The organism is Mesorhizobium sp. M1A.F.Ca.IN.020.06.1.1 (genome assembly GCF_004023265.1).
GTDB lineage: Bacteria > Pseudomonadota > Alphaproteobacteria > Rhizobiales > Rhizobiaceae > Mesorhizobium.
Map to the genome: position 1 here is coordinate 1 of NZ_RZSR01001498.1, position 869 is coordinate 869.

Genomic DNA, 869 nt, shown 5'->3' on the forward strand with positions numbered 1-869 from the left:
AGCTCGATCGGCGCCAGCGCCCGCGATGTCAGGATTGAACTGGCGATGATGATGCCGGGCGTGGCCTGCTGGTAAATGACCAGATAGGCGCCGAGCGCCAGGACCATCGACTGCAGCATCATGCGCATGATGCGCGAAGCCGCACCCAATCCGCTCGTCAGGTCGCTCGCCTGCGCCTGCGCCTCGCGGAAGGCGTTGTTTGCTTGGCTCCAGCGCCCGGCCAGCCTCTCGCCCATGCCCATGGCGGCCAGCACTTCGGCGTTGCGGGCGCTCGCCTGCGCGATCGCGCCGCGCCTTGTGCCGAAGCCGGACATTGCCTTGGTCGGGGCGCGGACCAGGCGATCGGTGAGTGCCGTCAGCGCGATCAGCAGCAGCGCGCCGATGAGCGCCGCGACGCCGATCCACGGATGGAAAAGAAAGCAGATCACAACATAGAGCGGCATCCATGGCAGATCGAACAGCGCACCCGGGCCGGGGCTGGAAAGGAAGCCGCTGACCTGGTCGAGGTCGCGCAGCGCCTGCAGGCCTTCGCCGCGATCAGGCGTTCTGAGCGGCAGCCGCACGAGGCAGTTGAAGACGCGGCCGGCGATGAGCTCGTCGATGCCGGCGCCGATGCGTGTCAGCACGCGCGCACGGATCGCTTCGAGGACGCCCTGGAAGGCATAAAGCACGGCGACCAGAATGATCAGCGCCACCAGCGTCGGCACGCTGCGGCTAGGCAGAACGCGGTCATAGACCTGTAGCATGAACAGCGAACCGGACAGCATCAGCACGTTGATGAGGCCGCTGAGGCCGGCGACGGCCGCATACGGGCCGCGGAAGGAGGCGAGCGCCTTGCGAAGCTCGGAAGGTTTCAGGTCAGCTAAAGG

1 protein-coding gene is annotated in these 869 nt (G+C 66.9%); it reads right to left on the reverse strand.

What is annotated here, in order from left to right; genetic code table 11:
- A partial coding sequence (locus EOA60_RS35125; protein ID WP_245502706.1) for an ABC transporter transmembrane domain-containing protein occupies nt 1–857 on the reverse strand: 857 nt, incomplete at its 3' end.
- Nucleotides 858–869 lie beyond the last annotated feature (12 nt).